At 72.4% G+C, this 5,256-nt stretch carries 3 protein-coding genes; 2 read left to right on the top strand and 1 reads right to left on the bottom strand.

All coding sequences use genetic code 11. The annotated features are described in order from the left end of the window. Positions 1-582 (top strand): SDR family NAD(P)-dependent oxidoreductase (locus HUV01_RS11635; RefSeq protein ID WP_174298410.1); only part of this gene is annotated, 582 nt, incomplete at its 5' end. Between the two features lie 91 nt (positions 583-673). Continuing rightward, positions 674-2,473 carry an ABC transporter ATP-binding protein gene (locus tag HUV01_RS11640; RefSeq protein WP_174298411.1) on the top strand — a complete coding sequence of 600 codons (1,800 nt, stop codon included), beginning with the start codon at positions 674-676 and terminating at the stop codon, positions 2,471-2,473. Between the two features lie 31 nt (positions 2,474-2,504). Here the strand turns inward: HUV01_RS11640 and HUV01_RS11645 are convergent. Further along, positions 2,505-5,256: TIM-barrel domain-containing protein (locus HUV01_RS11645; protein ID WP_174298412.1), on the bottom strand; the 2,752-nt coding region annotated here is incomplete at its 5' end.

The raw sequence follows: 5,256 nt of genomic DNA on the forward strand, positions 1-5,256 counted from the left end.
GCGGGCGCCGACGCGCTGTTCGCCGCCGTGCCGGACGCCGACATCGTCGTCAGCAACGCCGGCATCTTCGAGCCTGCCGACTTCTTCGACACCGACGACGCGACCTGGGACCGGCACTGGCAGGTCAACGTCATGGCCGGCGTCCGCCTCGCGCGCCGCTACCTGCCCGGCATGGAGGCGCGCGGCTGGGGCCGGTTCGTCCTCATCGGCTCGGAAAGCGCCTTCAACATCCCCGTCGAGATGATCCACTACGGCGTCAGCAAGACCGCCGACGTCGCGCTCGCGCGCGGGCTCGCCAAGCGCATGGCGGGGACGGGCGTGACCGTGAACGCGGTGCTGCCCGGGCCGACGCTGTCCGAGGGCGTCGCGGCGATGCTGAAGGACCAGGTGAAGCCCGGCCAGTCGATCGAGGACGCCGCGGTCGACTTCGTCAAGGCGAACCGGCCAAGCTCGATCATCGGCCGCGCGGCAAGCGTGGAGGAGGTCGCGAACATGATCGTCTACGCCGCCTCGCCTCAGGCCTCGGCCACCACCGGCGCGGCGCTGCGCGTCGACGGCGGCGTCATCGACACGCTGATGTAAGGGGGAAGGCGACCCGGATCGATCCCGGGCGGCCCGCGGGTCGAACTTATGCTGCACCGCAGCGTTGAGGCCTTCGCTTCGGAGTGCAGCCTTGCCCTTTCTGTCCAGCCCGGCCCGTTTCCTGCGCCACTACGTCGCGGCGCGGCCGTGGGTGTTCCTGATGCTGGCCGTGCTGGTGGTCGGCGCGTCGGCGAGCGCGGTGGGCGTGCAATATGCGATGAAGATGCTGATCGACGCGATGACGGCGCTCCGCCACGGCCGGCCCGCCGTCTACCGCGCGCTGGCGGCGCTGATCGGGCTGGTCGTCGTGGAAAGCGTGCTGCAGCGCGCGGCGGCCTTCACGGTGGGGCATGTCACCGTCGCCTCCGGCGTGCGCATCCGGCTCGACATGGTCGACCATCTCACCGGCCACCAGATGCCGTTCTTCCAGAAGCAGCGGGCAGGGTCGCTGGGCCACCGCGTCTCCGGCCTGGGCGGCATCTTCGGGGCGCTGGTCCACCGGTTGTTCCAGGAGGTCGCGCCGCCGCTGATCGCGTTCGGCGGCGCGCTGGTGATCTTCTTCTCGATCGACACGCGCCTGGCGATCGTCCTTGGCGCCGTCTTCGTCGCCGTGACCGTCGGCCTGGTCCTGCTGGGGCGGCGCGGACACGTGCACCACCAGGCGTTCGCGGAGCGCGCGGGCATCGTCGGCGGCGAGCTGGTCGACGTCATCGGCAACATCTGGGTCGTGAAGGCCTTTGCGGCGCGGCGTCGCGAACTGTCGCGGCTGCGCGGCTTCCTGACGAGGGAGGCGGACGCGCAGCGCCGGGGCTGGTTCTTCGTGGAGCGGATGCGCGGCCTCCACGACCTGACCCTCGCCGTCCTCGTCGCCGGCACGCTGATCTGGGCGATCCATCGCTGGTCGATGGCGCTGATGACGATCGGCGACGTCGTCGTGGTAAGCTCGATGACGTTCCGCATGCTGCACGGCTCGCGCGACCTCGCCATGGCGCTGATCGATACCAGCCAGCAGTTCAGCTACCTGCGCGAGGCGCTCGACATCCTCGGCGTGCCGCAGACCCTGGTGGACGTGCCCGGCGCGCCGCGGCTGGCGGTCGGCGAGGGGACGATACGGCTCGACAGCGTCACCTTCGGCTACGACGCGCGGCGGCCGGTGATCCATGACGTGTCGCTGGCGGTGCCGCCCGGACAGAAGCTCGGGATCGTCGGCGCGTCCGGGGCCGGCAAGTCGTCGCTGCTGCACCTGATCCAGCGGTTCCACGATCCGCAGGCGGGCAGCATCTGGATCGACGGACAGCGCGTGGACCAGGTGGCGCAGGAAAGCCTGCCGCCGGCGCTCGCCGTCGTGCCGCAGGAGGTGCTGCTGTTCCACCGCACGGTGGCGGAGAACATCCGCCTCGCGAGGCCCGAGGCGACCGACGACGACGTCCGGCGCGCGGCGGAGGCGGCGGGGTGCGACGCGTTCATCCGCGAGCTGCCCGACGGCTATGACAGCGTCGTCGGCGAACGCGGGACCAGCCTGTCGGGCGGCCAGCGCCAGCGCCTTGGCATCGCCCGCGCCTTTCTCCGGGACGCGCCGATCGTGCTGCTCGACGAGGCCACCTCCGCGCTGGACACGGGCTCCGAGCTCGAGGTCCAGCGCGGGCTCGACGCGCTGATGGCCGACCGGACGGTGATCGCGGTCGCCCACCGGCTGTCGACGATCGCCGCGTTCGATCGCGTGATCGTGATGGACCAGGGCCGCATCGTCGAGGACGGGTCGCCGCAGCACCTCCTCGCGCGGGGCGACGGCGCGTTCCACAGGCTGTGGGCGCTTCAGGCCGACGGCCTCGACCACAAGCCGGCCCCGTTCAGGCGCGCCCTCCACGTCGTCGGCGCCTCGAAGCGTTAGCGTCGCCGCCCGATCACGGCGGACATCAGGTTCACCAGTCGAGGCGCTGTTCCGCCCCGTCGAAGCGGACGGTCCTCACCGCATGCGCTTCGCCGCCATCGACCAGCCGCACGGCGAAGCGGGTCACGGGCCGCATGTCCGGATAGCTTCCCACGCGCGCGCCGATCGTCAGCCGCCGCGCCGCGTCGTCCCAGCGCAGCGGGATGCGGGCGCACTGGCCGTGGCGATAGCCGTCGCCGTCGCCGGCATCCTCGTACAGCGTGAACCGGCCGTCGCGCCCGGCATGGACGTGGAGCTCGACGGTGTCGGGCCGCGCCGACGACCGGTCGATGCCCGGCGTCATCGGGATGATCGCGCCCGCGCGCGCGAAGACCGGCACGCGGGCGAGCGGCGCGGGCACGTCGATCGTCCGCCCGCCCGGATACCGCCGCCCCGATGCGAGATCGTACCAGTCCTGGCCGGCCGGCAGGTACACCTCGACGGTCGGGGCGACCGCAGCGGCGGCGGGCGGCGTCATCCGCGCGCGGCCCGACGGCGTGATCCATTCGAACCACAGGCTGACGACGTCCGGCGTCGGCTGGCGCTGTTCCAGGCGGAAGGGATAGAAGCGTCCCGCCTCCAGGGTCAGCGGCACGTCCCAGCGCGCGTCGCCGTCGTGCGCCTTGAACGACACGCCGCCGTTCGCGCCGTCGTTGACCGCCGCTCCCGACGCGCCGTCGATGATCGTCCGGCCGTCCAGCACCAGCCGGACCGCGCCCTTGCCCTGGACGACGAGCGTGTGCGCGCCCGTCTCCTCCGCGCGCAGGCGGCCGGTCCAGCGGATCGAATAGGGCTTGCCGGCCAGCTCGCCCGGCAGGTCGCCCGACCAGCTCATCTTCAGCTCGTCGGTCCGGCGCGACGAGACGCGGCGATCGAAGCCCGCACCCTCGTAATAGGCGACCTCGGCGGCGGGCGCGTCGGTCCCCTGCACCGCGCGGCTGGGCAGGAACTCCTGGATGTCGGCGGGCGCGTGCTCCAGCGGCCGGTCGACGACGCGCACCAGCAGGTCGCGGCCCACCATGAACTGCGCGGGGTGGCGTTGCGCCGCCGCGTCGCCGGGAAAGTCCATCGCCAGTCCGCGCAGCGGCGTTCCGCCGTCGAGCGCCGCCTCGGCCGCGAGCGCATAGTGATAGGGCAGCAGCGCATAGCGCAGCCGCAACGCCTGCTCCAGCGCGTCGTGGACGGGGGTGCCCGGCTCGCCAAAGCGCCACAGCTCGCGGGGCACGTGCGTGCCGTGCGCGCGGAACACCGGCAGGAAGGCGCCGAACTGGAACCAGCGGACGTACAGCTCGGTATAGGCCGGATCGGCGAGCCCGAGCGGGTAGCGGTGGTTGACCAGGAAGCCGCCGATGTCGCAGGTCCACCACGGGATGCCGGCCATCGCGAAGTTCTGCGCGGCGACGACCTGAGCCGACAGCGTGCCCCAGCTCGCGAAGATGTCGCCCGACCAGGTGATCGCGCCGAACGCCTGCTGCCCGGCATAGGCGGAGCGGCTGAGGACCACCGGGCGCTTGGCGGGCACGTCGCGCGCCAGCCCCTCGCTCAGCCCCTTCGCCTGGTACCAGCTGTAGGTCAGCAGGTTCTCGTCGATCGGCCCCGCCGCGCTGCGGCCGTTGGCGATGAACGAGGCGGCGGTGCCATAGCGTTCGCCCGTCGACTGGAACTCGGGCTCGTTGCCGTCGGTCCACAGGCCGTCGAAGCCGTGGTCGACGATGCCGCGCTTCACGTTCCGCCAATAGAGGTCGCGCGCGGGCGGCGCGCTGGCGTCGAACACGCGCCCGCCGCTCCAGTGCCTGCCCGGGAACAGGAACCCCGCCGCGGCCATGTCGCGGTATATCGCCGTCGCGGGGCCGAAGGCGGGCCAGATCGAGATCACCACATGCGCGTCCCGCGCGTGGACATGGTCGACCATCGCGCCCGGATCGGGAAAGGTCGCGGCATCGAACGTCATGCCGCTGAACCGGTCGTTCTCGCCCCAGTAATGCCAGTCGAGCACGACCGCGTCGAGCGGCAGGCCGCGCCGGCGATACTCGTCCACGACCCCGGTCAGCTCGGCCTGCGTCCCGTAGCGTTCCTTGCTCTGCCAATATCCATAGGCCCATCTGGGCAGCAGCCGCGCCGGGCCGGTCAGCGCGCGATAGCGGCCGATCACCGCGTCCATGTCGGCGCCCAGGCAGACATGGTAGCGGACCAGGTCGCCCGCGACCGAGTGATAGCCGATCGCCTCCCCGCGCGATCGGAAGAACGCGGCGGTGCCGGTATCCCACAACAGCCCCCAGCCGCCGGTCGAGGCGAGGAACGGGTTGACCGCGTCGCTGTTGGCATGGGCCAGGAACACGTCCTCGCCGCGATATTCCGCCACCGGCGCGCGGAACTGGCCAAGGCCGTGGAGTCGTTCGGTCGCGCCGATCGCGAAGCCCTGCCGGCGCGAGGCGGCGACGCCGGGGATCGGCGCGGGCTCTGCGCTCTCGGCAATGCGCGGGGTGCCCGCGCCGTCGAGGAAGCGGATGCGGCCGGTCGCCTTGTCGACCTCCGCGACGATGTCCTGCCCGACCAGGCGGAGGGCGCGCGCATCCTCCTCCAGGCGGAACGGCGGCATGGCCCCGGCGGGTCGCGCGAAGAAGCCGCCGCCCGCCGCCAGGCGATCGGCGGGACATCTCACGACGCTGGCGACGCCCGCGAGCGGCAGGCGCAGGTCGGTCACCTCGCCGTCGCGGTACAGCCGGACCCCGGCGGCGTGCCGC

This window comes from Sphingomonas bacterium (assembly GCF_903643035.1).
GTDB lineage: Bacteria > Pseudomonadota > Alphaproteobacteria > Sphingomonadales > Sphingomonadaceae > Sphingomonas.